This window comes from Gordonia sp. (in: high G+C Gram-positive bacteria), assembly GCF_049299075.1.
GTDB lineage: Bacteria > Actinomycetota > Actinomycetes > Mycobacteriales > Mycobacteriaceae > Gordonia.
Genome location: NZ_JBAQWU010000349.1, coordinates 1 through 3,570, shown reverse-complemented (window position 1 = coordinate 3,570; position 3,570 = coordinate 1). Strand labels below are relative to the sequence as shown.

3 protein-coding genes are annotated in these 3,570 nt (G+C 67.0%); all 3 read left to right on the top strand.

The genetic code is table 11. The features are described 5' to 3' along the window. Positions 1–1,077, top strand: a 1,077-nt coding sequence (gene mshA, locus WAW85_RS11060) for a D-inositol-3-phosphate glycosyltransferase (protein WP_422559663.1), incomplete at its 5' end; no start/stop codon positions are given. Next, the gene (locus tag WAW85_RS11055) at positions 1,074–1,670 is read left to right on the top strand and encodes a YbjN domain-containing protein (protein ID WP_422559662.1); all 597 of its coding nucleotides are present in this window, start codon (positions 1,074–1,076) and stop codon (positions 1,668–1,670) included. The genes mshA and WAW85_RS11055, both read left to right, overlap by 4 nt. Positions 1,671–1,814: 144 nt before the next feature. Beyond that, the gene (locus WAW85_RS11050; RefSeq protein WP_422559661.1) at positions 1,815–3,419 is read left to right on the top strand and encodes an AMP-binding protein; all 1,605 of its coding nucleotides are present in this window, start codon (positions 1,815–1,817) and stop codon (positions 3,417–3,419) included. Positions 3,420–3,570: the final 151 nt, after the last annotated feature.

Sequence of the window (3,570 nt, the reverse complement as noted above, 5' to 3'; positions counted from 1 at the left end):
GACAAGCGTGATCTGCCCGGGCAACTGTGCGCGTTCACCGCGAATGTGCTGCGCGCCGAAGCCGCGCAGGCCCCCGGCTACTACGACCTCATCCACTCGCACTATTGGTTGTCCGGGCAGGTCGGTTGGCTTGCGCGGGACCGATGGCGGGTGCCGCTGGTGCACACCGCACACACCCTGGCCGCCGTGAAGAACGCAGCACTGGCCGACGGTGACGCCGCCGAGCCGATGGGCCGGGTGATCGGCGAACAGCAGGTGGTGGCCGAAGCTGACCGGCTGATTGCGAACACCACGACCGAGGCCGCCGAGTTGATCGACTACTACGACGGTGACCCGAACAGGATCGACGTGGTCGCGCCGGGCGCGGATCTGGACTGCTATGCGGCCGGCCCCCGGGCTGCCGCGCGCGCGGCGCTGGGGTTGGAGGCGGACGCGGTCTACGTGACCTTCGTCGGGCGGATCCAGCCGCTGAAGGCGCCCGACGTGCTGCTGGCCGCGATGGCCCCGCTGATTCGCGGTGACGCCAGCGGGCGGCTCCGGCTGCTGATCGTCGGCGGACCGTCGGGAACCGGCCTGGAGCGGCCGACCGCGCTGGTCGATCTCGCGGTCGAACTCGGCGTCGTCGACCGGGTCGATTTTCTGCCGCCGCAGGCGCCGAGGCAGCTTGCCGACGTCTACCGTGCAACGAACCTGGTCGCCGTGCCGAGCTTCTCCGAGAGCTTCGGACTCGTCGCCATCGAGGCGCAGGCGAGCGGGATTCCGGTGATCGCAGCCGACGTCGGCGGCCTCGGCGTGGCGGTCCGCGACGGCGTGACCGGACGCCTGGTGCCTGGGCACGACATCGACCGGTGGACCGCCGAACTGGGCACACTGCTCGACGATCCCGGCCGCTGTGCGCGCTACGGAGCCGCCGCCGTGCAACACGCACAGAACTTTTCCTGGGAGCACACCACCGACGCCCTGCTCGCCTCGTACAGCGCGGCCATCGATGATTTCCCAGACAGTCCGCACCGCCGAGTCCCCGCGGGCCGCCGCGGCTGGCACTGGCTCAAAAACCGACCGAGGATGACAACATGACTGACTCTGCCGCAGCGAATCTGGCCGCACTGGAGGCGGCACTCACCGAATCCGGCATCGACTACGAGCGCAAAGCCTCCGGTTCCGCGCGAGCTGCGCACCTCGTCGTCGAACTGCCCGGCGAGAAGAAACTGAAGACCACGGTACTGCTGACAACCGGTGCGCACGGGGTCCGCGTCGAGGCTTTTGTGTGCCGCCACGCCGATGAGAATCACACGGCCGTGTACCGCTACCTGCTGGTGCGGAACCGGCGGTTGTACGGCGTGGCGTACACGCTGGACAACGTCGGTGACATCTATCTGATCGGCCGGATTTCGGGGGAGGCACTGACGCCCGGGGAGGTAGACCGGGTACTCGGCCAGGTGCTGGAAGCCGCCGACGGCGACTTCAACAAGATCTTGGAGATCGGCTTCCTCACCTCGATTCACCGCGAGTGGGCCTGGCGCACCGCGCGCGGCGAACCGATGAAAAATCTGGAGGCCTTTGCGCATCTGATCGACCCGGACCGGCTGCCGGAGATCAGTCCGCTACCCGGTGATGGGGAGCCCGCCGCTCTGCACGAGGCGACCCCGGGCGGCGGTGAGATGGACTGACGCGGCCAGGTGGGGGCAGTGTGGCCCGCCTCCCGCAGCGAACATAAAGTGAGGGCGGTTACTGCGGCACCCCAGAAGTGACGCGGAACCTTGCCAATCTGCGTTGCTGCGATTGGGCGGCATACAACCCGACGAAGGATGTTCATGAGCTTCCGCAACCCCTACGACGACGTCGAGATCCCGAACCTGTCCGTGTACGACTATCTGTTCGGTTCAATCGCCGAAACAGACCTCGAGCGCACCGCGCTGATCGACGCGCGTACCGGTGCGACCACCACCTACCGTCAGCTAATCGGCTCGATCGACGCGGCGGCCGGTGCGCTGGCCGCCCGCGGTATCGGCGTCGCCGACGTGGTGGCGATCCTCTCCCCGAACGTGCCGGTTTTTGCCACGATCTTCCATGGCGTGCTCCGCGCCGGTGCCACGGCGACGACGCTCAACGCGCTCTTCACCGAGAAGGACATCGCTAAGCAGTTGGTCGACTCGCAGGCCAAGATGATCATCACGATCTCGCTGCTGTCGCCGCAGGCCATCGCCGCGGCCAAGGAAGTCGGCCTGCCGGACGAGAACATCATCATCCTCGACGGGGAAGGTCAGGCCGCCACCGGACATCCGAACGCGGCGGACCTGCTGGGCTCCGGCGAGCCTGCTCCGGAGGCCACCTTCGATCCGGCCACGCACCTGGCCGTGCTGCCGTACAGCTCGGGCACCACCGGCAACCCGAAAGGTGTGATGCTCAGCCACCGCAACCTGGTGGCCAATGTTGCGCAGATCGAACCGCTCAACGGCATGACCGCTGACGACGTCGTGCTGGCCGTGCTGCCGTTCTTCCACATCTACGGGATGACCGTGCTGCTCAACGCGGCGCTCAAGGCGCGCGCCTCGCTGTTCGTGATGCCGCGCTTTGACATGATCGAGTTCCTGGAAGGCATCCAGAACCACAAGATCACCTACGCGTTCATCGCGCCGCCGGTGGCCGTCGCGTTGGCCAAGCACCCGGTCGTCGACAAGTACGACCTCTCCTCGGTGCACACCATGATCTCCGGCGCCGCACCGCTGGATGCCGAGCTGGGCCAGGCCGTCGCCGACCGCCTGAACCTGCGCATGCTGCAGGGCTACGGGATGAGCGAGCTCTCGCCGGTGAGCCACATCATCCCGTTCGACGGCGGCGAGCAGATCCGCGGCAAGCTGGCTCCGCTGGCGTCGGTCGGCTGGGCCGTCCCGAACACCGAGAACCGTCTGGTCGATCCGGCGACCGGCGACGACATCGACATCCCGGCCGAGGGCGTCTCGGCGCCCGGTGAGCTGTGGGTGCGCGGTCCGAATGTGATGGTCGGCTACCTGAACAATGACGCGGCGACCGCCGCGACCATCGACGCCGACGGCTGGCTGCACACCGGCGATATGGCGACCGTCGACGCCGACGGGTGCGTCACTATCGTCGACCGGCTCAAGGAGCTCATCAAGTACAAGGGCTACCAGGTGCCGCCGGCCGAGCTGGAGGCCCTGTTGCTGACGCATCCGCAGATCGCCGATGTCGCGGTGGTCGGTGCGCTGGACGACGAGGGTGAGGAAGTGCCTAAGGCCTTCGTCGTGGTGCAGGACGGCCAGGAGCTGTCCGCCGAAGACGTCATGGCGTTCACCGCCGAGCGCGTGGCCCCGTATAAGAAGGTGCGTCAGGTCGAGTTCATCGCGGCCATCCCGAAGTCGGCGTCCGGGAAAATTCTCCGCAAGGATTTGCGCAAGTAGACGCACTCACTGGCATATGCGGACCCTCCGTGGACCAATGGTCCACGGAGGGTCCGTCTGTGTCAGTGCTCTCGGCGACAGGGCTTTTGGGGTGTGCGAGACTTGAGGCTATGAGCAACGGCAAGCTGATTCTGATGCGTCACGGCGAGTC

Coding starts and splice junctions, on each gene's coding strand:
- WAW85_RS11050 (WP_422559661.1), top strand. CDS start 1,815: ATGAGCTTCCGCAACCCCTACGACGACGTCGAGATCCCGAACCTGTCC.
- WAW85_RS11055 (WP_422559662.1), top strand. CDS start 1,074: ATGACTGACTCTGCCGCAGCGAATCTGGCCGCACTGGAGGCGGCACTC.